Here is a 22,053-nt window from a genome sequence, read left to right as displayed (position 1 = left end):
ATACGAAATCCCCCTCTCGGCTTCCACGCTACAGCGGGGAGGAGCTATGAACGAAAGGAAATCTTGAATGCTAGACGCAAGCGTATTGAAGCAATTGACCGATATCGTCGGTGCAGAGAACATCGCCACCGGAACCCAGGACCTCATCTGCTACGGCTACGATGCGACCCAGATGGAATTTCTTCCCGACGCCGTGGTGCACCCGGACAGCGCCGAGCAGGTATCCAGGGTCCTTAAGCTCGCCAACGAGGTGAAGCTCCCGGTCTTCCCGCGCGGCGCCGGCAGCGGCTTCACCGGCGGCGCCCTCCCCAAGGGAGGCGGGATCGTCCTCGTCACGACGAGGATGAACCGTATCCTCAGGATCGACACCGACAACCTGGTGGCCGAGGTGGAGCCTGGTGTCGTCACCGAGACATTCCAGATGGCGGTCGAGAAGCTAGGTCTTTTCTACCCACCCGATCCCGCATCGCTCAAGTTCTCCACCCTCGGCGGAAACGTCGCAGAGTGCGCCGGCGGCCCGCGTGCGGTCAAGTACGGCGTCACCAAGGATTTCGTGATGGGCCTCGAGGTGGTACTCCCGACCGGCGCGATCATCCGGACCGGGGGCGAGACGGTGAAGGGTGTCGTCGGTTACGACCTGACCAAGCTTCTGTGCGGCTCAGAGGGGACACTCGGGGTGATCACCAAGATCATCTTCAAGCTCCTCCCCTACCCCGACGCCAAGAAGACCATGCTCACCGTTTTCGACTCCATCGACGGTGCGGCGCGCGCCGTTTCAACGATCATCAAGAACAAGATCATCCCGACCACGCTTGAATTCATGGACCACCCGACACTCACCTGTGTCGAGCGCCGTTTCAACCTCGGCATGCCCGACAGCGCACGTGCCGTACTCCTGATCGAAGTGGACGGTGACCGCGACCTGATCGAAAAGCAGGCCGGAGAGATCCACAAGCTGATCGAGCCCCTGGGGCTCGTGCAGTTCAGGGTGGCGAAGGATGCCGCCGAGAGCGAGGAGCTTTGGAAGGTGCGCCGCCTGGTCTCCCCGTCGCTGCGCGACGTGAACCCGGACAAGTTCAACGAGGACATCGTGGTGCCGAGGAGCAAGGTGCCCGACGTGATCCGGCGCATCGAGGTGATCCAAAAGCGCTACGACATCCCCATCGTCAACTTCGGGCACGCCGGCGACGGCAACATACATGTGAACATCATGATCGACAAGAGCGTGCCGGGTCAGCTTGAGAAGGCGCACGAGGCGATCAAGGAAGTGTTCCAGGCGGCGCTCGATTTGGGCGGCACCATGTCCGGCGAGCACGGCGTAGGGCTCGCGAAGCAGCCCTACATACCGATGGAATTGAACGCCGAGCAGATAACGGCGATGAAGGCGATAAAGAGCGCCCTGGACCCGAACAACATCCTGAACCCGGGCAAGATGCTGCCGTAAGGCGACAGACGAATTAACAATTGAGAATGGACAATTGACGATGGGGAGCCCCCATAATTCCCAGGCCTCCCATAAGTCACATAGTTCACATTGACTACTACAAGCGAGACCCCAGCATGACCAAGAAGCAAACCGACCCGCTCGAGCGGGTAGCTCAAGACATGAAGAAATGCGTGAAGTGTGGCGCCTGCCGCGCCAACTGCCCCGCCTTCAGCACCTTCCAGCGCGAACCTGCAACGGCGCGCGGCAAGGTGGCGCTAGCACAGCACCTGGCGAAGGGCGACATCACGCTCGACGACGGCACCTACGCGGCCATGTCCAAATGCCTTCTGTGCGGCAGTTGCGTCGACAAGTGCCCGAACCAGGTTCCGACCGACGAGATCGTCATCGCAGCAAGAGAGGCGCTCGCGCAACGCCGTGGCCTCACCACCTTCCATAAGGCGGTGGGACAGGTGATCAGAAACCGCAAGCTGATGAACTTTGGCGCGCTCGCCGCCGCGGTGCTTGGCCCGGTCTTCTTCAGGAAGGTCCCCTCTACCTCGGGCCTCAGGCTCCGCTTCCCGATGCCGTTTCTCGGCGGCAGCCGCCACGTCCCGCAGATCGCCAAAAAGCCGTTTATGAAACGCCACCCTGAGGTGATCAAGGGGGAGCCGGGTAAACCGACTATCGTCTTCTTCGTAGGGTGCATGACCAACTTCGTCTACACCGAGATCGGTGAGGCGACCCTCGCCCTGTTCCGGCATCTGGGGTGCACGGTCATCATCCCGCAGGGACAGCAGTGCTGCGGCCTCCCCGGCATGTCCGGCGGCGACCTCAACACGGTGCGCGAACTGGCCGAACAAAACCTGGCGGCGCTGGAGAAGTACCCGGCGGATTACGTGATGACCGCCTGCGCCACCTGCGGCGGGGCGCTGCACAAGCTCTATCCGCTGGTGATCGGTAAGAGAAACCCGGAACTGAAGGAACGCCTGCAGGCACTCGCGGACCGTACCGTCGACGCCGCCGTCTTGCTGCAGAAACTCGGGTTGCACCCCGAGGAGACCGGCGCCGCGGAGGGGATGCGCATCACCTATCATGATCCCTGCCATCACAGGACCGCAGGGATCGCCAAACAGCCGCGCACCCTTTTGAAAGAAACACCGGGACTGGAACTGGTCGAGATGGAGGGTGCGGACCGCTGCTGCGGCCTGGGCGGGACCTTCAACGTCTACCACTACGAGAGCTCGCTCGACATAAACGCCGGCAAGAGTGCGGCCATCATCGATACCGGCGCCGACGCCGTGGTAACCGGCTGCCCCGGATGCATCATGCAACTCTCCGACGGCCTGAAACAGGCCGGAGATAAAACGAGGGTATTACATACCGTCGAGCTTTTAGCGCGCAAAATCAGGAGCTGACAGGCACCCCCTGTCAGCTTTTCCTCCCCTCCTCACCCTCCTATTTTTTACTCTCCCTATAACCACCGTATTTCCAGCACTTTGGCCGTATACACGCTTTTTCTTATTGACTTTTTTACAGCAAAACCTTATGAAGGGTACGCGCCTAAAAGTAAAACAATAGTTCGTTTTACTACGCATCATTAGCTGTTCCGGCGCACCCAGGCCAGGTTCCATCAGCCCGAATGCTCTTTTAGTTAAAATGAAATTTCGAATGCTGCATGATACGTGAAAAGGACGTTACACCGGCCCGACCGACAGTACCTTTCTCCGCCGCACCACCCCTTCCGATTCACCAAAAGCCACTAATAACGCAGCATTAGCCTCCGGATCGTGCCCCAGGCCCCGCCCCCGCACGAAGGACGGCGACCGCCGGATTCCAGCCGGCGGTTTCAGGCAGCCTAAAACGGGCGGCCACGATAAGAGCCTCCCTTACCGCCCGGAGGTTGACGTTTTCGATAACTGACGAACCAAAGTGCAACACTTTTTTAATATCAAACCAGGAGGAAGTAGATGAGCTGCGCTGCACCCCCGAAACAGATGCAAAATCACAACGCCAGGAAGGATGCCACCAATGTCGAATAAAATAACCAAGCCCTCACTGAAAAACCCGTTTGACGTAGCGGAGAAGGTTGAATTCAATATCCCTGGCGAGATTTCCCGTGCCACGGGCGGCTATGAGGAGGCGATGCAGGCAGGTTACGACCTGATCCAGCGCCCCATCAAGTCGGTGAGCATCGACCAGATCGAGAAACAGCACTTTAAAAAACGTATGACGGTTTGGGAGAGGATCCGCGTCCTCACCGAGGAGGAGCCGAACATCCTGTTCCAGAACTGGGGCAAGAACTTGGACGGCGCTTCCCTCGTGACCGGCATCCTCAACATCCACGGCCGCGACGTCGCCGTGTACGGCCACGACTTCACGGTCCGCGCAGGCTCCATGGACGCGACCAACGGCAACAAGCTGGCCCGTCTTTTCTACATGGCAGGCGAGAAGGGTATCCCGGTCATCGGCATGAACGACTCCGCGGGCGCCTTCGTTCCCGCCGGCGTCGGCGGCCTCGACGGCTACGCCGAGGCCTTCACCGCGCTCAGGAAGATCTCCGGCGTGGTCCCCTCCATCATGTGCATGTTCGGCTTCAACGCCGGCGGCGGCTCCTACCTGCCGCGCCAGGGTAGCTTCGTGATCCAGCCGAAGGACACCTTCTTCGGCCTCACCGGCCCGGGCGTCGTCAAGAGCGTCCTCGGCGAGGACGTAACGCCGGAGGACCTCGGCGGACCCAAGGTGCACGGCCAGTCCGGCGTCGCCGACTTGACCGTTGAGGACGAGGTGGGAGCGCTCAGGACCGCGATCATGCTCCTTAACTACCTCCCGGACAACAACTCGGTGATGGCCCCCTACCAGGAGACCAGCGATCCGCTGGACAGAAAAACCTGGGAGATCAACACCCTGCTGAAGAAGGCCTTCAACTCCCCGACCGGCTTCAACACGCCGTTCGACGTCTCCATCATCATCCAGCAGATCTGCGACCACGGCGACTACTTCGAGATGCAGCGCGACCGCGCGCGAAACGTCGTCACCGCCTTCGGCCGCCTGGGCGGCAACGTGGTTGGCTTCGTCGCCAACAACTCGGCCGTCGACTCCGGCCAGATCGACTGCGACGCGGCCTACAAGATCGCCCGCTTTAACCGCTTCTGCAACATCTACAACATCCCGATGATCTTCATGGAGGACACCACCGGCTTCCTCCCCGGCCGCGAGCAGGAAGCGCGCGGCATCGTGCAGGCCGGGCGCGCCATGCTCGACTCCATCGTCGACATCCGCACCCCGCGCATCCTCTTGATCCTCAGAAACGCCTACGGCGGCGCCTACGCCTCCTACAACAACTACCCGACCGGCGCCGACCTGGTCCTCGCCCTCCCCACCACCCGCCTCGCCGTCATGGGCCCGGCCGGCAAGGAGTTCGTCTACAAGGACGAGCTGAGGAAGGTCAGAAACGCCGTGATCGAGCGCGTCAAGCGCGGCACCCAGGAGAGGATCGACGCTGGTGTCAAACCGGAAGCCGCCAAGGCGGACGCCGAGAAGGAAGCCGCTGAATGGCTGAAGACCGAGGAGGCCCTTCTCAACTCCCGTTACGAGAAGGAACTGATGAACCCGAAAGAGGCCCTTTCCCTGGGCTCCATCTCCTCGCTGGTCATGCCGACCGACCTGAGGAAGGTGCTCGGTGAGAACATCAACTTCTTCTTGCGTCACTACAAAGCCGGCCCGATGCAGGGCGTACAGAGGGAGTTCCACTAATGGCCACTACTGACTTGGGAATTGGAATTGCTCAGGGTGGGAGCACGGCTCCCGGTATGCCCGCAGGTTTCGCCGCTCAGGGAACGGCCGCCATGCAGGGAGTGCGCCCCTCGACGGCGACATATAACGTAACGGAGATGAAATCGATGGCACACACGTCCGAAAAATACACCACGAACCCGATGATCCACCGGGACCGCCGACTCGGCCTCTCGCAGTCCGCGTGGGTCCGCTCCTTCTCCTGTGAGGACCTAAAGCCGCTCATCGTCTGCCGCGGACCGATCCGGAAAGAGGCGATGGACGTTTACCAGGAGATGGGCATCACCCACTACGGCATCCTCCTCTCCGAGAAGGACTCGATCGTCTACCCGAACGCCCTGGCCCCCGAGCTGCGTACCCTGACCGACTCCAAGCGCGTACACCGCGTGCCCGACTACACCGGCGCCAGCAAGGAGGAGCGCGTCGAGCGTATCCACCAGATCATCAACATCGCCATCGACAACGGCTATGACTCCATCTTCGCAGGCTACGGCTTCATGGCCGAGGACGACGAGTTCGTCGGCGCCATCGAGAAGGCAGGTCTCAACTTCATCGGCCCCTGCGCCGCCACCCAGACCGGCGCCGGCAAGAAGGACGAGGCGAAAAGGACCGCGCTCTCGGTCAACGTCTCGGTCACCCCGGGTATCGACAACGTCACCGCCCGTACCCTCGTGAAGAAGCACGGCACCCGCGAAAAACTCCTCGCGCTCGCGAACTCCGACGGGCTCCAGTGCGACCAGAAGGTCCTCGCCGACGAGAAGCTCTCCCTGGAGGACCTGGCGGACCACATCCTGTACGCCTCCTACGCCAGGGGCGTCGACCTCTTCTCCATCGAGGAGCTCTGCGCACAGGTCGAGGCGGAATGCGCCGCGATGCTGAAGAAGCACCCGCAGTCCCGCGTCCGTCTGAAGGCGATCGGCGGCGGCGGTGGTAAAGGGCAACGCCTCCTCGGCGCGGCGCTCCTCACCAAGAAAAACGCCTCCGACGCGGACATCGCCAAGGCGGCAGCCGACGCCCCGGGTCTCGTGCGCGAGATCCTGAACGAGGTCAAGGCCAACGGCATAGGCGACAACAAGAACGTCCTCGTCGAGCTCAACATCGAGCAGACGAGGCACAACGAGATCCAGCTGCTGGGCAACGGCGACTGGTGCATCGCCCTTGGCGGCCGCGACTGCTCCCTGCAGATGCACGAGCAGAAACTCCTCGAGGTTTCGGTGACCCAGGAAGGGCTCATGGCCGCCATCGAAGAAGCGAAGGCCGCAGGCCGCAAGGCAGAGGTGAAGGCGCTCGAAAGCGACCTCAAGGTCCTGAAGCGGATGGAAGAGGAATCCGAGCGCTTCGGTAAGGCGGTAGGGCTTGACTCCGCCTCCACCTTCGAGTGCATCGTCGACCGCGACCGCCATTACTTCATGGAGGTCAACACGAGGATCCAGGTGGAGCACCGCGTTACCGAACTCTGCTACGCGCTCAAGTTCGTGAACCCGGACGATGCCAACGACTTCTTCGTGGTCGAAAGCCTCGTCGAGGCGATGGCGCTCCTCGCACGCCACAAGAAGCGGGTGCCTAAACCGCAGCGTTTCGTCCGCATGAACGCCGCCGTCGAGGCACGCCTTAACGCCACCGACGCCTCCCTCTCCCCGCACGCAGGGGGGATGATCCGTTACTGGTCTAAGCCGATCGAGGGTGAGATCCGCGACGACCAGGGTATCAGCATGCTGAACCCGGATACCGGCATCTTCATGAAGTACAAGGTAGCCGGCGCCTACGACTCCAACATCGCCCTCTTGCTCACCACCGGCGATGACAGGAAGGCAAGCTACGACAAGATGTCCGAGGTGCTGCGCGCCACCACGCTGCGCGGCTCCGACCTCGCAACGAACCTCGAGTTCCACTACGGCCTGGTGAACTGGTTCCTCGGTAGGAACGTGATGGCGAAGCCGACCACCCGCTTCGTGGTCCCGTACCTCACCCTGGTCGGCACCCTGAAGGAGGAGGCGAACAAGCTCGATCCGGTCTACGCCTTCCTGCAGATGAAGAAGCACTACGCGAAGATGGTGGCCGACGCCTATGCCGACCAGCCCGAGGTTGCGGCAAAAGAATCGAAGAACATGTCGGCGCTTCTGGACCGCAAGGGGACCCTGATCATCCGCCCCATCGAGCGACTGCTCGGCGACCCGCACCTCCTTTCTGGCTGGCTGTCGATCAACACCAAGAACTTCAGGATCGACAAAGGCAAGGTTGTTTGGCTTAGGAATCCGGTAGGTGTTCTGAACGAGACCTACGAGTACCTGCACATGAACCACCGTCCGCACAAGCCTGCGGCGGAGATCATCTGGAGCCACGACAACGAACTGCTGCAGCAGGCGCTGCGCTTCTCGAGAACGCTGCGCGAAAACTTCGGTCTCGCTCGTGACGAGTACTTCACCCTGAACGAGATCGTCAACAAGGAGGAACCGCAGGGGGGCTTCGACGCGGATACCTGGCAGCAGATCCGTTCCGCCCACTTCGGCTACGAGGCGGGCCTGGAGCTTCTGGGCATGCTCTTCCTCGTCGGCCAGAACACCAAGTTCTGGGACCTGCGCGTCGAGGAGGACCTCGAGATCACCATCCCCGAGTACCTGAACGATACCGACCTGCAGGCCCGCATGAAGAAGGTGCTGGTTCCGCCGCCGGCCACCAAGGCCGACGAGATCGTCGCAGCCTGCGGCGGCATGTACTACGCGCAGGAGGCCCCGGGGATGCCGGCATTCGTCACCGAGGGTATGCACTTCGAGAAGGGGCAAGCGCTCTACATCATCGAAGTCATGAAGATGTTCAACAAGGTGTACGCACCCTTCTCGGGAACCATCGACAAGATCCTCGTCACCTCCGGCGACGGCACCATCGTCTCCAAAGGGCAGCCGCTCTTCAAGGTCACCCCTGACGAGAAGTTCGTCGAGGTCGATGTGAACGCGCTCGAGAAAGAGAAGCGCACCCTCACCTCCGAGTACCTGAAGGCGGTACTCTAGGGGGTCGTCTGCACGACGCAAAAGGGCTCCGGATGTAACCATCCGGAGCCCTTTTCCTCATCGACTGACCCCGCGCAAACGGCCGGGTCAGTTGTTTTTTTGTCAGCGTATCAAGCGGCGGCGAAGCAGATGTTGTCGCCGGAGAGTGCCTCGAGGAAGGTGTCTGCAAGGGGGTCCTTCACGATGGCCATCATGCCGTGGTTGACGGACCAGGTGGTACCGCAGGTCGGGCACTCGACGAGGTCTTCGTTAAAGGCTCCGGCACGAAGGTCCATGCCGTTGTGTTCATCGTTCTTGCATACGGGACATTGCATCTAGGTTCTCCTCCAGCCCCCGATGGGGCGCTCTTTGTTTTTTTGTCGAAGTGAACTATAGAAACCCCGGGCTTGTTTTACAAGAGAAATAATCCCGAAAGTCGTTGTAAAACAGAATGTTATCACGGCGTTTGCGTTTTGTATGACAGATCGACATTTTACGGAATCGTTCAGAAATAAAACAAGCAGAAAGAAGGCCGCCGAAGCACGACAAGATAAGCTGTTGTTTTTACATAAATTTTGATATTTAGATCATCATTCTAAAAATAAAACAGTTTGAGATCCAGTCCCGGCTCAAATCGGCCGTGACAGTTAATAAAAAATAATTCCCTTTCCCGTAAATTTAGCGTAAACAAAAAACGTCTTCGAACCTTTCCTCTCATCACAAACACTTTGGTACCGCCAGGAGAGCAACATGAGCATTTCTGAAAAGAAGCAGGCATGGCAGGCAGCAGTTGAGAAAAGCATGGCCAAGGCGCCCGAGCGCAGGGGCTCGTTCAAGAACAGCTCCGACATGGAACTCGAGCGCTGCTACGCGCCGCAGTTCGACTACCCGGGCTACGGGGAGAACTTGGGCTTTCCCGGGCAGTACCCGTTCACGCGCGGCGTGCAGCCGACCATGTACCGCGGCAGGTTCTGGACCATGCGCCAGTATGCAGGCTTTGGCAACGCCGCCGAGTCCAACGAGCGCTACAAGTACCTGCTCTCCGCCGGCCAGACCGGCCTCTCCATCGCCTTCGACCTCCCGACCCAGATGGGATACGACTCCGACGCCTCGATGAGCCGTGGCGAAGTGGGCAAGGTCGGGGTCGCCATCGACTCGCTGGCGGACATGGAGGTTCTCTTCGACGGGATCCCGCTGGACAAGGTCTCCACCTCGATGACGATCAACTCCACTGCGGCCATCCTGTTGGCCATGTACATCGCGGTAGCCGAGAAGCAGGGGGTCTCCGCCGACAAGATCTCCGGCACCATCCAAAACGACATCCTCAAGGAGTACATGGCCCGCGGTACCTACATCTATCCGCCGAAGGAGTCGATGCGCATCATCACCGACATCTTCGCCTACTGCAGGGATAACGTTCCCAAGTGGAACACGATCTCCATCTCCGGCTACCACATCCGCGAGGCAGGCTCCTCCGCCGTGCAGGAAGTGGCATTCACCCTGGCCGACGGCATCGCGTACGTCGAGGCCGCCGTAAAGGCGGGGCTCGACGTGGACGAGTTCGCGCCGCGCCTCGCCTTCTTCTTTAACTCTCATAACAACCTCCTCGAGGAAGTGGCCAAGTTCCGCGCCGCCCGCCGCATGTGGAGCCGCATCATGCGCGAGCGCTTCAAGGCAAAGGACCCGCGTTCCCAGATGCTGCGCTTCCACACCCAGACGGCCGGGTGCACCCTCACCGCGCAGCAGCCGGACAACAACATCATGCGCGTGACGCTGCAGGCGCTCGCCGCCGTCCTTGGCGGCACCCAGTCGCTGCACACGAACTCCCGTGACGAGGCGCTTGCGCTTCCCACCGAGGAGTCGGTGCGCATCGCACTCAGGACCCAACAGGTAATCGCGTACGAGTCCGGCGTCGCCGACTCCATCGACCCGCTGGCCGGTTCCTTCCTCGTCGAGTCCATGACGGACCAGATCGAGCAGCAGGCAATGGCATACATCGAGAAGATCGACTCGCTTGGCGGCGCGGTCGAGGCGATCTCGAAGGGATTCCAGCAAAAGGAGATCCAGGATTCCGCTTATGCGTACCAGCGCTCCATCGAGAAGGACGAGACCATCATCGTCGGCGTGAACAAGTTCACCGTCGAGGAAGGCGCGCCGCAGGGTCTTCTGAAGGTCACTGACGAGGTGGAGGTTAAGCAGAAGGAAGCGCTTGCCAGAATGAAAGGCGCCCGTGACACTGCAAAAGTCGAAACGACGCTCAAGGCACTGGAGCAGGCTGCCAAGGGAAGCGAGAACCTTATGCCCTTTATCCTCGACGCAGTTAAGAGCTACGCGACTCTCGGCGAAATCGCCAACGTCATGCGCGGCGTCTTCGGTATACACAGAGAAACCGTGGTCCTTTAACCACAAACAAGCAAACAGTTCCTGCCGGAGCAGCATCACGTTGTTCCGGCAGGAACCACACTCTTCCAGACAGTTGCAACCACACAACCACGGTTCTTGCCGCCTTTTTTCCCAACTACACAGTCAATGCCTGCACCTAAATACTTCTCAGGCTGCTCCCACTGAGCAAATTTTTCAAAACTGTAACTTGCACCCATTTCATTTTGCTGTAATATTTTCCGCGGTCAGATTTATTCTGGCACGCAACAGGGGAGACGCATGCTCAACAAGATAAATCACCTTGGCGTAGCAGTCACATCAATCGAAGAAGCACTTCCTTTTTACCGCGACATCCTCGGAATGAACTTCGCAGGCATCGAAGAGGTCCCCAGCCAGTTAGTAAAAGTAGCTTTTCTATCCATCGGTGAATCCAAGATCGAACTGCTGGAGCCGACCTCGCCGGAGAGCCCGGTAGCCAAGTTCCTCGAGAAGAACGGCCCCGGCGTACACCACGTGGCCTACGGCGTGAAAGATATCGAAGCTACCATCGCCAGACTGGTGGCCGGCGGCACGCGCATGATCGACGCGACCCCAAGAAACGGCGCCCATGGTGCACGTATCGCCTTTCTACACCCCAAGAGTAGTAACGGTGTGCTGACGGAACTGTGTGAGGCGCACGACGACTGCCATTGACACATGCAACATTCGATATCTCATGAGCCGAATTTTTTTTTGTTGACATTTGTTTGAATAATAATATAGTGGCGCCAGATTTATATAACAGTGGTTTGCTCATTGGGATAGGCTGTACAGGCTGCTCTGCGTGACGTTCTGCTTTTATGTCGAGGAGATAATCGTTGCTGACTCAAAACAGCCGCAGGACACTAACACAAGAGCTCTCACATCTCCCGGTTCATTAACTGTGGCTGACTCGAGGGCTCTTTTTGCGTAATGAGTTTCGCCCTTTAGGCGAAAGTCGGCATAGAAGCAAATATATTGTGTTTAACAACCAACCAGGAGGTAGACAATGAGCTTTCAAAAGAAACTGCTTGCATTTGCAGCCGTAAGCGCGCTTAGCGCAGCAACCGCCGTTCCGGCAATGGCGCTGGAGAACGAGTTCCACGGGATGTTCAAGTTCATGGGCTTCCAGACCAACGCGCTCCAGGGCGGCGACGCTAAAGTCCTCGCATCCGACGACGCGCATTCCGGCTTCTTCGCCGAGCAGCGTGCACGCATCATGTACACCGCCAAGGCAAACGACAACCTGAAGCTGGTCACCCACTTCGAACTCGATACCCGCTTTGGCGGCATCAAGGTCACCGACGGCAAAGGCTACAAGGGGACCTACAACGGCAACGACTCCGGTAACCTCGATGCCGACGCGCTGACCCTCGAAACCAAGAACGTCTACCTCGACTTCAACTGCCCGATCACCGGTGCCAACTTCAAGGTCGGTAGCCAGCCCTGGGCCGATGCTTACCAGAGCCTCTTCCTCCTCGCTGACATGACCGGCGTCATCGCCACCAAGAAGGTCGACAACTTCACCGGGTCGCTCGGCTGGTTCCGCTTCGACGACAACACCGCTGCTATTGCATCTACCGACACCACCAACACCGGTGCCGGCCAGTACACCGCAGACCTGATCGTCGTTGACGGCAAATACGCCATCAACAAAGACATCACCGTCGGGGCTACCTACTACAACATCCAGAACGACACCGCGCTTACCGCCGCCACCACTACCGCTCCCACGGTACCTGTCCCGAACTACGAGCTGCTGCACATGATCGGCCTCAACGCCGACATGAAATTCGGCGACGCCGTCGTCAAGCCGTTCGCTGCATACCAGTTCGGCGAGAAGAACAGCACCACCGATATCTCTGCTTACATGTTCGGCGCCACCGGCAAGGTGAAGGTCGGCCCGGGCTCGGTCAACTTCGCTGGCTACTACCTCTCCGGCGACAACAACAACACCGGCGACGTGAAGAGCTTCCAGACCGTTGCTGCATCTACCACCTACTTCAACGCGTCCAACATGTGGCTGCTCCAGCGTCCGGGCCAGGCGATCAACACCTCCACCTCGCTGCTTGGCAACGACAACACCGCTAAAGGCCTCGGCACCGCCGGCGTATTCGCAGGCTACGAAGGGACCATGGACAAGGTCTTCTACAACGCCAACGTTGGCTACATGACCACCAGCAAGAAGAACGCAGCCGGCGACAAGTCGATCGGCACCGAGATCAACGCCCAGGTCGGCTACAAGGTCTACGACAACCTGAGCGCCAGCGTGGCAGGTGCCTACGCGTTCCTCGGCAACTACTTCGACGCAACCGCGCCGGACGCCGACAACCCGTACCTGGTCAACGTTCAGCTGAGCTACGCATTCTAAGAGCCAGCGAGACAAAGATCCAAACGAAGGGCCGGAGGGGCAACTCTCCGGCCCTTTCTTTTTATGCACAACGTTGTCTCCCCTCTGCCTGCCACTGTGCCCCCCCTCATCCTTGCTGCTTTGACTCCTTTTCCATCATGAGCCACTGCTTTATGAGTAAAGCCCCCTGCCGCAGAGCCCCCCCAAACTCTTCAGCCAATATTTCTCACCGGAGTTGACAACGTGTGGCAATATGGTTCAATCCTTGCTGGTTTTTAATTCATCAGACAAGGAGCTACCGTATGAGAAAGATGGCACTTTTGTTGGCTGCCGGGCTGTCAATGCTGTCTTCGGTACCGGCTTTCGCACAGGCCTCGGCCGATCAGAAGGACGAGTGCCTGCTCGCCTCCAGGAACTGCATGAACCAAGTCGACGACATCAAGGAAAGGATCTACAAGCTGAACAGCGAGATCAAAAAGGGGACCAGGGTCTACACGCCTCAGGAACTAAAGAAACTCAAGGACAAGCTGAAGGAAACGAGCGACGTGTTGCGTGCTCTGGAAAATCCGGACAGTTAGGGGTAAACTTAAACAGTTGGCTATCAACATCTGTCACAGAAAGGAGTGCACTATGAAAAGGGTTATGCTGGTATTGGTAGGATCCTTGTTCCTGACAAGTAGCACAGGGGCGTTCGCCCAGCAGACTCAGGCTGAGAAGAACGAGTGCCTGCTTGCCTCCAAGAACTGCAAGGATCAGGTAGACGACATCTACAAACGGATGCAGCGCCTGGACAAGGAAATCAAAAAAGGGACCAAGGTCTATACCCCTCAGGAGCTGAAGCGCCTGCAGGAGAAACTCACCGAGACACAAGAGACCTTGAGGGATCTGGAAAAACCTGGTCACTGATGCCGACTTGAGACAATCTGATGCGTTGAAAAGGGCGGGCCTTAGGCCCGCTTTTTTCGTATCTCCCCCCAGCTCTACCACCTTGCAAAACTGCGCCCAGCAAGGTGCGAAACAGTTTGACTATCGCATATCGCTCTGCGATAATTCGGCGTCTTAAATTCACCCGAAAGCGGAGCAATCATGAAAAGATCCCTCGTCGCAACACTGGTTCTCCTGAGCGCACTGCTCGCCGCCACCGTAGCCTCCGCCGGCACCACCCGCGCCTATATTGCCGACTTCGCCGTATCCCCGGCCGACACTGCCAATCTGAAACCGACCCTGCAGCGCCTCCTGGCCACCCGTCTCGCCGGCGAAGGCCTCGTAACCGTCGACAGCGCCGCCGAGGCTGACGTGATCGTCTCGGGGAGCTACGTCACCCTGGGCAAGATGTTCAGCCTCGACGTGATCGCCAAGAACGCTTCCGGCAAACAGGTCGCGTCCGCCTTCGAGCAGGGGGAGAGCGTGGACGCGCTGATCCCGGCTATCGGCAAGCTCTCCGCGAAAATCAAGGGCGACATCCTAAGCCAGGTTAAAGTTCAAGCGGCAGCCCCAGCCACGGCCGCGCAGGTCGCACCGAGCGCCGAGATCGTCAGGAAACCGGCGTCCGCCGAAATCGTCATGGCCCCAGCCGCAGAAATCGTGCACAACGATGCGATGCCCGGCTGGTACAGCCAGCGCATCACCGGCGTCATGAGCGGGATCGCAACCTGGGGGACCAAGGACGTCGTTGTCGCCGACAACACCGGGATCCACGTCTACCGTCCCGGCGCCAAATTGGACCTGGTAACCGAGGCGGCCCTCCCCGACCGGATGAAGATCCTCGGCATCGACGCAATGGGGCCCGAGGCAAGCGGGCGCGTCCTCATCTTCGTGACCATCATAGACCGCGAGACCGTCGCCTCCAGGATCTACGCCCTGCAAAACGACACACTAAAGATCGTGGCGGAGGAGATCCCGTACATGTTCCGGTCTCTGTCACCCTACGGCGGCCCCAAGAAGGTGTACGCCCAGCAGATGGGACGTTCCGAAGACTTCTACGGCGACGTGTACGAAGCGAACATCGTCGATGGCGGCGTGAAGCTCACAAACCCCATAAAAATGCCGCGTTATGCGAACGTCTTCAACTTCAACATGTTCCGTGACAAAAGCGGCAAATCCTACCTGACCGCCTTCAGCGAAAGCGGCTATCTCCTTGTTTACTCGGACACCGGCGAGGAGATCTGGAGAAGCAGCGACAAGCTGGGCGGCTCGGAGACCTACTTCCAGAAGAAGGATGCCGACGAAAGAACCACCGGCACCCCCTTCCGCACCCGCTTCATAGACCAGCGCATCGTAGTGACCGACAAGGGTGACGTGCTGGTGCCGCAAAACAGCGGCTTCTTCGTGCTCGGCAACCTCCGCTCTTACTCCAAGTACTCGATCGTTTCCTTCGCCTGGAACGGCTCCTCCCTCGAAGAGAGCTGGCGCACCAAGCAAAGCCAGAACTACCTGGCCGACTGGACCTACAACCCGGCAGCGAAGGAACTCACCCTCCTCGAGGTCGCCCAGAAGGGGACCTTCGGCGGCAAGGGCGGCAGCGTGGTGCGGGTTCTTGGCGTAGAGTAGCTCAAACGGCGGGGGGAATGGTCTTGACTTCCCCCCGCCATACTGTTACGATTCCTCGCTTTCTTGCCACATTTAGCCGGACTGCCGGTACCCCCGGACGTTAGGACGACCCGTGACCAACCCCTCATGTATTGAAGCGCCCCTCCCCAAAGGGGTAAGCGATTTTCTCCCGGAAACCGCAGACAAGATCACCTTCATCGCGGACAGCATCCACCGAGTCTTCGAGCTCTGGGGCTTCAGGCGCATGATCACCCCGCTGCTCGAGTTCGAGGACGTGCTCGCGCGCATGGGGGACGAACTGCGCAGTAAGACCTTCCGCTTCGACGACCGCCAGACCGGCCGACTCCTGGCCATTCCGCCCGACATCACCCCGCAGGTGGCGCGCGTCGTTGCCACGCGGATGCACGCCCTTCCCCTGCCGCACCGCATCTACTATTCCGGCCGCGTGCTCAGGCAAGCGCAGATGCAGTCCGGCAGAAGCCGCGAGATCTTCCAGTCCGGTGTCGAGCTGATCGGCCTGAATTCGCCCGAGGCGGACGCCGAGATGGTCGCCATGGCGGTCGAGGTTCTGAAAGACCTCGGCTTCACCGGTTTCAAGGTCGACCTGGGACAGGTCGAGTTCTACCGCGGCATCATGGACAGCTCCGGGCTCGGCGCCGAGGTCAAGGCGCAACTGCAGGAGGCGATCAGCAAGAAGGAGGTCACCGCGGTGCGCTCCATCCTGGAAGCCGCCGGCGCCCCCGAGCGGGTGAAGGAAGAGATTTCGCTTTTGCCGAGGCTTTACGGCGGACGCGAGGTGCTGAAGGAAGCGGCCCGCATCGCCGGCAATGAGCGCTCGAAAAAGGCGCTCGACAACCTGGCCCAGGTGATCGAAATCCTCGACATCTACGGCGTCGCCGAGCACCTCACCATCGACCTAGGTGAGATCCGCGGGCTCGACTACCATACCGGCATCACCTTCGAGGGATTCGTTCCTGGTATTGGCGAGGCGGTTTGCAGCGGCGGCCGTTACGACGACCTCACGGCGAAGTACGGCTACCCGGCTCCGGCGACCGGCTTCACCTTCAACATCCTCGCCCTGCTCGCCAGCATGGCGAAGCGGCCCGAGGTAGAGGCGTCAAGCAGCCGCGACTTTCTCATCTTCAACAAAAAGGACGAGCGCCGTGAGGCACTCGAGGTGGCGCAGAAACTGAGGAGCCTCGGCTTTACATGCGCCAGAGACATCATCAAGCGTGACTTTGAAAGCTCGTTGGACTACGCCAAAAAGACGGACATCCGGATGCTTTTGGTGATCGGTGCCGAGCAGTGCGCGGCGGACCAGCTCTACCTGGTACGCGTCGCGGACCGGCGCGCCGTCGCTGTCAGCAAAGAGGAGTTGTTCGACAAGGGTCTCGATTTGAAATTCGATCAAGAAGGGGAGAATCATGGCTAACGTCGTTGTAATTGGTGCCCAGTGGGGCGATGAGGGTAAAGGCAAGGTAGTCGACATCTATACGGAATATGCCGACAACGTGGTGCGTTACCAGGGGGGCAACAACGCCGGGCACACGCTGGTGGTGGGTGACGAGAAGGTCATCCTGCACCTGATCCCGTCCGGGATTTTGCACGACGGCAAGCGCTGCGTCATCGGCAACGGCGTCGTACTCGACCCCGAGGTCTTCATCATGGAGATCACCCGTCTGAAGAGCAACGGGTACCTCAAGGATGACAGCATGCTGCTTCTTTCCGAGGCGCTGCACATCATCATGCCTTACCACAAGCGGATCGACATCGCCCGCGAGAGAAATTCCGGCGCCAAGAAGATCGGCACCACCGGGCGCGGCATCGGCCCCGCATACGAGGACAAGATCGGCCGCCGCGGCATCCGCCTCATGGACCTCCTGGACGAGAAGGCCTTCACCCGCAAGGTTAAGGAGGTGCTGGACGAAAAGAACCTGATCCTCACCCAGCTCTTGGGCGACGAGCCCTTCACCTTCGAGGAGATCTACAACGAATACATGGAGTACGCCAAGGTACTGCGCAAGTACGCCGCGGACACCTCGCTTCTTTTGCACCGCGAGATCAAGGCGGGCAAGAGCCTCCTCTTCGAAGGGGCCCAGGGCACGCTCCTCGACGTCGACCACGGCACCTACCCGTACGTCACCTCCTCCTCCACCTGCTCCGGCGGCGCCTGCACCGGCAGCGGCGTTTCCCCGAGGGAGATCCACGAGGTGGTCGGCATCTCCAAGGCCTACGCGACCCGCGTGGGGAGCGGCCCCTTCCCGACCGAGCTGCTCGACGACACAGGGGAGGCGCTGCGTCAGGCAGGACGCGAATTCGGCTCCACCACCGGGCGTCCGCGCCGCTGCGGCTGGTTCGACGCGCTGGTCGCGCGCTACGCCGTGCGGGTGAACGGCCTCTCCGGGATCGCCATCACGAAACTCGACGTGCTCACCGGGCTTGAGACCATCAAGGTCTGCACCGCCTATAAGTACAAGGAGCAGATCCTCGACGAAATCCCGGCAAGCCTCGAGGTGATGGAGCTGTGCACCCCGATATACGAAGAGCTCCCCGGTTGGAGCGAGGACATCACCGGTGCGAAGAGCCTTGCCGAACTCCCGAAGAACGCACAGGCCTACGTGACGCGCGTACAGGAGCTCTCCGGAGCCCCGGTGGTGCTTGTTTCCGTCGGTCCGCGCCGCGACGAAACCATCGTGCTCAGGAACCCTTTCGAGCGCGGCTAATTTTTTAATAAAAAGTATTGACTGGCAGAAATCGATTTGCTATAAGGTTGTTCTTGCTTCGCTGCACTGTTTGAGCCGCTAGCTCAGTTGGTAGAGCACCTGACTTTTAATCAGGTGGTCGTTGGTTCGATCCCAACGCGGCTCACCACCCGTCCCCATCGTCTAGCCCGGCCCAGGACACCGCCCTTTCACGGCGGCGACGCCGGTTCAAATCCGGCTGGGGACGCCACTCAAACAACAGCACAAAGGGGATTATCCCCCTCGAGGGAGCCGCTAGCTCAGTTGGTAGAGCACCTGACTTTTAATCAGGTGGTCGTTGGTTCGATCCCAACGCGGCTCACCACCCCTCAAAGGCAGGTTAAGTTTGACCCTCAAACTTAACCTGTTTTTTTCGGTCCCATCGTCTAGTGGTTAGGACACCGGCCTTTCACGTCGGTAACAGGGGTTCAAGTCCCCTTGGGATCACCACCAAAAGAAAGGCCGCCTCCCTCAGGGAAGGCGGCCTTTTCTTTTTGCCGCTTCCGGCCCAGCCTTACGCCTCCTTTTTCCCCGGCCACACCCGCATGCAGTACGGACATTCCTTCACCTCGTACGGCACCGTATCGCGCAACTGCTCCTGGTCGCGGCTTTCAGCGCACCCTTTGGCAACCGGATAGGTGTGGATGATGTTCTGCTTGATGAAGTACAGCATGACCTGCCTCCTTTGCTCGAAAAGGATTCCTGGCGAAATCACCGCCAATTGAAGAGTATGGTAAAGAACGATGTTGTCAACAGCGGGAAACTGGTCTAAAACTCATCCTGCTGCAGGACAGTGTCATGCATCCATCGCCAATGTCAGTAAATGCCGGTACGGCCCATCCCCTATGACTTCTCTCGACACCCAAAAGCACAACCCGCAGTCCGTGCTCGGCCACGAGCCGTTCCGGCTCTTCTGGCTGGCTCGCGTCTGCTCCTCGGTTGCGCTACAGATGCTGGCGGTAGCGGTCGGGTGGCAGATCTACGCCCTGACCGGCTCAGTCTTTTATCTCGGGCTCGTGGGACTCGCACAGTTTCTCCCCATGTTCATGCTCACCCTCGCCGTGGGGCACGTCGCCGACCGCTACGACCGGCGCCGCATCGCCGGGGCCTGCCAGGTGCTGGAGGGAGCGGCCCTGGTCGTACTGGCTCTTGGGACGTGGATGGGATGGCTGCAAAAGGAGGGGATTCTCGCCGTCGTCTTCGTCGCGGGCGCGCTGCGCGCCTTCGAGGGGCCGACCATGCTCACCCTGGTCCCGTGGCTCGTGCCGCAGCATCTGATCCCGCGCGCACAGGCGTGGTCCGCATCGGCGAACCAGACCGCGAGCATCGCCGGCCCGGCCCTGGGCGGCCTACTCTACGCCCTCGGCCCCACCACGGTCTACGGTTCCGCCGCCGCCCTCTTCTTCTGCGCGAGCGTCCTTCTTTCCCGCATCAAGGTGGAGCGCCCCCCCGCAAGCCGCGAGCCGGCCACCCTTACCTCCCTCTTTGCGGGGATCGCATTCATCAGAAGCCGGCAGGAGATCCTGGGTGCCATCTCGCTCGACCTCTTCGCGGTACTCCTGGGGGGTGCGACGGCGCTTTTGCCGGTGTTCGCCCGGGACATACTGCACACCGGTCCGGTCGGTCTGGGTCTCTTGCGCGCCGCCCCGGCCCTGGGCGCCCTCGCCGTTTCGCTCTTTCTCGCCCGGAACCCGCTCGGTGGCCGGGTCGGGCGCACCATGTTCGTCAGCGTGTTCCTCTTCGGCGCGGCCACCGTCGTCTTCGGCCTCTCCAACTCCTTCACCCTCTCCATGCTCTCCCTTGCCGTACTCGGAGCGGCCGACATAGTAAGCGTCGTCATCCGCTCCTCGCTCGTACAGATCGAGACGCCGGACGAGATGCGCGGCAGGGTAAGCGCGGTCAACTCCATGTTCGTCGGGACCTCGAACCAGTTGGGCGAGTTCGAGTCCGGGGTTACCGCCGCCCTTTTCGGCACGGTGCCCGCCGTCCTGATCGGCGGCGTCGGAACCATGGTCGTCGTGCTCTTGTGGATGCGTCTCTTCCCGAGACTTCTGGCGGTGGATCGACTGGGAGGCGAGTGATCAGGTGAGGGCGCGCACCGGGCAGGCGGCGAGACAGGCGCCGCAGCCGTTGCAAAGCTGCGGGCTGACCAGCAAGGCGTACTTTCGGAACCCGGATACCTCGAGGGTGATGCAGCGCTCGTGGCAGGCGGCAACGCAGCGCCCGCAGCCGGTGCAGCGATCGGGATCTATCTCTGGAAAGTCATGAGGCAACGACATTGTATCTGGTCCTTGGTGTGACTGGTTGAGACCGACAGCTTCTATTAAACGGGGCTAAAACCCCTTGCACAGCAACGGGGCAGCGCTTAGAATATCGCAGTCGACCTACACTACACAAGACAGGAGGTTCTTGCATGAAAAAGATAGGTGTAATTCTCTCAGGCTGCGGTGTGCGTGATGGAAGCGAAATTCACGAGGCGGTGCTCACATTGCTCGCCATTGACAACAGCGGCGCCAAGGCGGTCTGCTTCGCCCCGGACGTGGAACTCGACGAGGTGAACCACGTGACCATGCAGGAAACCGGCGCGAAGCGCAAGGTGCTGGTGGAGGCGGCCCGCATCGCGCGCGGCGAGATCTCCGACGTGAAGAACGCAAAGGCCGCCGAGCTCGACGCCATCGTCTTCCCGGGGGGCTTCGGCGCAGCAAAGAACCTCTGCAGCTTCGCGTCAGCGGGGCCTCAGGGGAGCGTGCAGCCGGACGTGCTCAAGCTGATCCGCGAGATGGCGGCGGCCAAAAAGCCGATCTGCGCCATCTGCATAGCACCCGCCGTCATCGCCCTCGCCCTCGGCAAGGACCTGGCGCCTAAACTCACCATCGGTAACGACCCGGGCACCGCCCAGGCGATCGGCGCCACCGGTGCGACTCACGTCGAGTGCCCGGCGGTCGACTGCATCGTGGACCGCGACAACCTCATCGTTTCTACCCCCGCCTACATGCTGGCCGGCGGCATCGCCGAGGCGGGCAAGGGGATCGAGAAGGCGATCAAGGCGACCCTCGAACTGATCAAGTAGGGGCTACCGGCTCAGGACGACCGCGTCTCTCGCCGTAAAAACTTCATTAGGCTTGAAGGCTGCCGCATTTTGCCCTAAGATGCGGCAGCTTCAATGAACGTTTCTATGGAGGGAAGACTACAGATGCGCAAAATGTTACTGCTCTTGGTGGGCGCGCTGCTCCTTGCAGCCCCCCTCGCGGGAGAGGCATCGGCGGAGGAGTTGAGGGGGAGGATCGCGGTGAGCGGCAAGATCGGCATCACGAACCCTGCTGACTCCGAGATGAACAGCCAGTACGGCAAGATGGTGGTTTCCAGCGACGCGGGACTGACCGGTGGCGTAGGCCTCATGTTCGGGGTGGATGACAACGTCGCGGTGGAGATGGAAGTGAGCCGCTCGACCTTCGACACCTCCGACTTCGGCGACGCCGACGTGACCGACGTCTCCATCGGCGCCCAGTACCGCTTTCAGGGCCAGAGGAACGTGGTTCCGTACGTGGGTGCCGGGCTCGACGTCCTCATCAACGACCTCGATCGAAAGTACACCAACACCACCGTCGGCGCCCACGTAAGCGGCGGTCTGGATTGTTTCGTGAACCGGCAGGTGGCCCTCAACCTCGAGCTCAAGGGGATCGAGTCGTTCAAGGCGGACGTGGACGGCCCGAACGGCAGCGGGAAATTCGACCCCTCCGCCCTCTCCTTCACCGTGGGTGCGAGGTTCTTCTTCAACTAAGAAAGCCACTTCACCAAAAGAACGAC

Annotated in this window: 18 protein-coding genes and 4 tRNA genes; 19 read left to right on the top strand and 3 right to left on the bottom strand. The window is 60.2% G+C overall.

What is annotated here, in order from left to right; translation table 11 throughout:
• Positions 1 to 67: 67 nt before the first annotated feature.
• The 4 genes from E8K79_RS17040 to E8K79_RS17025 all read left to right on the top strand — a co-directional run bounded on the left by E8K79_RS17040 (position 68) and on the right by E8K79_RS17025 (position 8,226).
• A complete protein-coding gene (locus E8K79_RS17040; protein WP_136515775.1) occupies positions 68 to 1,444 on the top strand; it encodes an FAD-binding oxidoreductase in 1,377 nt (458 codons plus the stop codon).
• 116 nt (positions 1,445 to 1,560) lie between these two features.
• On the top strand, positions 1,561 to 2,841 hold the full coding sequence (locus E8K79_RS17035; RefSeq protein WP_136515774.1) for a (Fe-S)-binding protein: 1,281 nt from the start codon (positions 1,561 to 1,563) through the stop codon (positions 2,839 to 2,841).
• Between the two features lie 613 nt (positions 2,842 to 3,454).
• A complete protein-coding gene (locus E8K79_RS17030) occupies positions 3,455 to 5,179 on the top strand; it encodes an acyl-CoA carboxylase subunit beta (RefSeq protein ID WP_135868437.1) in 1,725 nt (574 codons plus the stop codon).
• Between the two features lie 146 nt (positions 5,180 to 5,325).
• On the top strand, positions 5,326 to 8,226 hold the full coding sequence (locus E8K79_RS17025) for an ATP-binding protein (protein ID WP_136515773.1): 2,901 nt from the start codon (positions 5,326 to 5,328) through the stop codon (positions 8,224 to 8,226).
• Between the two features lie 110 nt (positions 8,227 to 8,336).
• On the opposite strand, the gene E8K79_RS17020 is transcribed toward E8K79_RS17025, so the two are convergent.
• On the bottom strand, positions 8,337 to 8,540 hold the full coding sequence (locus E8K79_RS17020) for a hypothetical protein (protein WP_129127294.1): 204 nt from the start codon (positions 8,538 to 8,540) through the stop codon (positions 8,337 to 8,339).
• A gap of 415 nt (positions 8,541 to 8,955) precedes the next feature.
• Between E8K79_RS17020 and E8K79_RS17015 the strand changes: the two genes are divergently transcribed.
• The 12 genes from E8K79_RS17015 to E8K79_RS16960 all read left to right on the top strand — a co-directional run bounded on the left by E8K79_RS17015 (position 8,956) and on the right by E8K79_RS16960 (position 18,696).
• Positions 8,956 to 10,608 (top strand): acyl-CoA mutase large subunit family protein, encoded by a 1,653-nt coding sequence (locus E8K79_RS17015; RefSeq protein ID WP_135868439.1) that lies wholly within the window; start codon positions 8,956 to 8,958, stop codon positions 10,606 to 10,608.
• 258 nt (positions 10,609 to 10,866) lie between these two features.
• Positions 10,867 to 11,280: a methylmalonyl-CoA epimerase gene (gene mce / locus E8K79_RS17010; protein ID WP_136515772.1), complete on the top strand. Its 414-nt coding sequence runs from the start codon at positions 10,867 to 10,869 to the stop codon at positions 11,278 to 11,280.
• A 334-nt stretch (positions 11,281 to 11,614) separates the two neighbouring features.
• Positions 11,615 to 12,976, top strand: a complete 1,362-nt coding sequence (locus tag E8K79_RS17005) for a porin (RefSeq protein ID WP_136515771.1) — start codon at positions 11,615 to 11,617, stop codon at positions 12,974 to 12,976.
• Between the two features lie 281 nt (positions 12,977 to 13,257).
• Positions 13,258 to 13,533 (top strand): hypothetical protein, encoded by a 276-nt coding sequence (locus E8K79_RS17000; RefSeq protein WP_135868442.1) that lies wholly within the window; start codon positions 13,258 to 13,260, stop codon positions 13,531 to 13,533.
• A 52-nt stretch (positions 13,534 to 13,585) separates the two neighbouring features.
• The gene (locus E8K79_RS16995; protein ID WP_136515770.1) at positions 13,586 to 13,861 is read left to right on the top strand and encodes a hypothetical protein; all 276 of its coding nucleotides are present in this window, start codon (positions 13,586 to 13,588) and stop codon (positions 13,859 to 13,861) included.
• A gap of 180 nt (positions 13,862 to 14,041) precedes the next feature.
• Positions 14,042 to 15,505, top strand: coding sequence for a hypothetical protein (locus E8K79_RS16990; protein WP_136515769.1), 1,464 nt, complete (start codon positions 14,042 to 14,044; stop codon positions 15,503 to 15,505).
• A 112-nt stretch (positions 15,506 to 15,617) separates the two neighbouring features.
• Positions 15,618 to 16,937 carry an ATP phosphoribosyltransferase regulatory subunit gene (locus E8K79_RS16985; RefSeq protein WP_136515768.1) on the top strand — a complete coding sequence of 440 codons (1,320 nt, stop codon included), beginning with the start codon at positions 15,618 to 15,620 and terminating at the stop codon, positions 16,935 to 16,937.
• Positions 16,930 to 18,228, top strand: coding sequence for an adenylosuccinate synthase (locus E8K79_RS16980; protein ID WP_135868446.1), 1,299 nt, complete (start codon positions 16,930 to 16,932; stop codon positions 18,226 to 18,228). The genes E8K79_RS16985 and E8K79_RS16980 overlap by 8 nt, the downstream gene beginning before the upstream one ends.
• Positions 18,229 to 18,300: 72 nt before the next feature.
• Positions 18,301 to 18,376: transfer RNA gene (locus E8K79_RS16975), tRNA-Lys, on the top strand.
• A 3-nt stretch (positions 18,377 to 18,379) separates the two neighbouring features.
• Positions 18,380 to 18,457: transfer RNA gene (locus E8K79_RS16970), tRNA-Glu, on the top strand.
• A gap of 38 nt (positions 18,458 to 18,495) precedes the next feature.
• Positions 18,496 to 18,571: transfer RNA gene (locus tag E8K79_RS16965), tRNA-Lys, on the top strand.
• A gap of 50 nt (positions 18,572 to 18,621) precedes the next feature.
• Positions 18,622 to 18,696: transfer RNA gene (locus tag E8K79_RS16960), tRNA-Glu, on the top strand.
• A gap of 64 nt (positions 18,697 to 18,760) precedes the next feature.
• Here the strand turns inward: E8K79_RS16960 and E8K79_RS21350 are convergent.
• A complete protein-coding gene (locus tag E8K79_RS21350; RefSeq protein ID WP_198419366.1) occupies positions 18,761 to 18,919 on the bottom strand; it encodes a hypothetical protein in 159 nt (52 codons plus the stop codon).
• A 172-nt stretch (positions 18,920 to 19,091) separates the two neighbouring features.
• Here E8K79_RS21350 and E8K79_RS16955 point away from each other — a divergent pair, with 172 nt between their 5' ends.
• Positions 19,092 to 20,327 carry an MFS transporter gene (locus E8K79_RS16955; protein ID WP_136515767.1) on the top strand — a complete coding sequence of 412 codons (1,236 nt, stop codon included), beginning with the start codon at positions 19,092 to 19,094 and terminating at the stop codon, positions 20,325 to 20,327.
• On the opposite strand, the gene E8K79_RS16950 is transcribed toward E8K79_RS16955, so the two are convergent.
• Positions 20,328 to 20,525, bottom strand: coding sequence for an ATP-binding protein (locus tag E8K79_RS16950; RefSeq protein WP_136515766.1), 198 nt, complete (start codon positions 20,523 to 20,525; stop codon positions 20,328 to 20,330).
• Between the two features lie 134 nt (positions 20,526 to 20,659).
• On the opposite strand from E8K79_RS16950, the gene elbB reads away from it, so the two are divergent.
• Together elbB and E8K79_RS16940 are read left to right on the top strand one after the other, a co-directional pair.
• Positions 20,660 to 21,316, top strand: coding sequence for an isoprenoid biosynthesis glyoxalase ElbB (gene elbB / locus E8K79_RS16945; protein WP_136515765.1), 657 nt, complete (start codon positions 20,660 to 20,662; stop codon positions 21,314 to 21,316).
• Between the two features lie 123 nt (positions 21,317 to 21,439).
• On the top strand, positions 21,440 to 22,027 hold the full coding sequence (locus E8K79_RS16940; protein WP_136515764.1) for an outer membrane beta-barrel protein: 588 nt from the start codon (positions 21,440 to 21,442) through the stop codon (positions 22,025 to 22,027).
• Positions 22,028 to 22,053: the final 26 nt, after the last annotated feature.

Source organism: Geomonas edaphica, from assembly GCF_004917075.1.
Taxonomy (GTDB): domain Bacteria; phylum Desulfobacterota; class Desulfuromonadia; order Geobacterales; family Geobacteraceae; genus Geomonas; species Geomonas edaphica.
Note: the sequence above shows the minus strand (reverse complement) of the source record. Positions and strands in the feature narration are given on the sequence as shown.

Excerpts from the sequence above, each read along its gene's own strand:
- E8K79_RS17040 (WP_136515775.1), top strand. The coding sequence starts at position 68 with ATGCTAGACGCAAGCGTATTGAAGCAATTGACCGATATCGTCGGTGCA.
- E8K79_RS17035 (WP_136515774.1), top strand. The coding sequence starts at position 1,561 with ATGACCAAGAAGCAAACCGACCCGCTCGAGCGGGTAGCTCAAGACATG.
- E8K79_RS17030 (WP_135868437.1), top strand. The coding sequence starts at position 3,455 with ATGTCGAATAAAATAACCAAGCCCTCACTGAAAAACCCGTTTGACGTA.
- E8K79_RS17025 (WP_136515773.1), top strand. The coding sequence starts at position 5,326 with ATGGCACACACGTCCGAAAAATACACCACGAACCCGATGATCCACCGG.
- E8K79_RS17020 (WP_129127294.1), bottom strand. The coding sequence starts at position 8,540 with ATGCAATGTCCCGTATGCAAGAACGATGAACACAACGGCATGGACCTT.
- E8K79_RS17015 (WP_135868439.1), top strand. The coding sequence starts at position 8,956 with ATGAGCATTTCTGAAAAGAAGCAGGCATGGCAGGCAGCAGTTGAGAAA.
- mce (WP_136515772.1), top strand. The coding sequence starts at position 10,867 with ATGCTCAACAAGATAAATCACCTTGGCGTAGCAGTCACATCAATCGAA.
- E8K79_RS17005 (WP_136515771.1), top strand. The coding sequence starts at position 11,615 with ATGAGCTTTCAAAAGAAACTGCTTGCATTTGCAGCCGTAAGCGCGCTT.
- E8K79_RS17000 (WP_135868442.1), top strand. The coding sequence starts at position 13,258 with ATGAGAAAGATGGCACTTTTGTTGGCTGCCGGGCTGTCAATGCTGTCT.
- E8K79_RS16995 (WP_136515770.1), top strand. The coding sequence starts at position 13,586 with ATGAAAAGGGTTATGCTGGTATTGGTAGGATCCTTGTTCCTGACAAGT.
- E8K79_RS16990 (WP_136515769.1), top strand. The coding sequence starts at position 14,042 with ATGAAAAGATCCCTCGTCGCAACACTGGTTCTCCTGAGCGCACTGCTC.
- E8K79_RS16980 (WP_135868446.1), top strand. The coding sequence starts at position 16,930 with ATGGCTAACGTCGTTGTAATTGGTGCCCAGTGGGGCGATGAGGGTAAA.
- E8K79_RS21350 (WP_198419366.1), bottom strand. The coding sequence starts at position 18,919 with ATGCTGTACTTCATCAAGCAGAACATCATCCACACCTATCCGGTTGCC.
- E8K79_RS16955 (WP_136515767.1), top strand. The coding sequence starts at position 19,092 with ATGACTTCTCTCGACACCCAAAAGCACAACCCGCAGTCCGTGCTCGGC.
- E8K79_RS16950 (WP_136515766.1), bottom strand. The coding sequence starts at position 20,525 with ATGTCGTTGCCTCATGACTTTCCAGAGATAGATCCCGATCGCTGCACC.
- elbB (WP_136515765.1), top strand. The coding sequence starts at position 20,660 with ATGAAAAAGATAGGTGTAATTCTCTCAGGCTGCGGTGTGCGTGATGGA.
- E8K79_RS16940 (WP_136515764.1), top strand. The coding sequence starts at position 21,440 with ATGCGCAAAATGTTACTGCTCTTGGTGGGCGCGCTGCTCCTTGCAGCC.